Origin of the sequence: Mesorhizobium sp. M1A.T.Ca.IN.004.03.1.1 (assembly GCF_003997555.1) — a bacterium.
Classification (GTDB): domain Bacteria; phylum Pseudomonadota; class Alphaproteobacteria; order Rhizobiales; family Rhizobiaceae; genus Mesorhizobium.
Genome location: NZ_RZTV01000215.1, coordinates 1 through 279, shown reverse-complemented (window position 1 = coordinate 279; position 279 = coordinate 1). Strand labels below are relative to the sequence as shown.

Below are 279 nucleotides of genomic sequence, written 5' to 3'. Positions count from 1 at the left end.
CTGGTCTTCGTGCCGACGACCGAGGGGGCATCGATTTTTACGAAGACCGATGCGGACAGGGTCGATCGAGGGCAGGGAGGACTGTTTGTCGGAAGCGGGGCCGCCTGGGCTGCTCCGCCCGTGCGGGCCGTGCGCGCGCTCGATGCCGCGACCGGGGAGAGGAAGTGGGAATTCCGTTCCCCCTGGGCGAAGGACTCCGGTTACAGCGGCCTGCTCGCGACCGCCGGCGGATTGGTGTTCGGCGCCTCCGGAGGGGTATTGTTCGCGCTCGACTCCGCC

At 68.8% G+C, this 279-nt stretch carries 1 protein-coding gene; it reads left to right on the top strand.

Translation table 11 applies throughout. The features are described 5' to 3' along the window. On the top strand, window positions 1-279 hold a 279-nt coding region (locus EOD29_RS31405), incomplete at both ends, for a PQQ-binding-like beta-propeller repeat protein (RefSeq protein WP_164763927.1).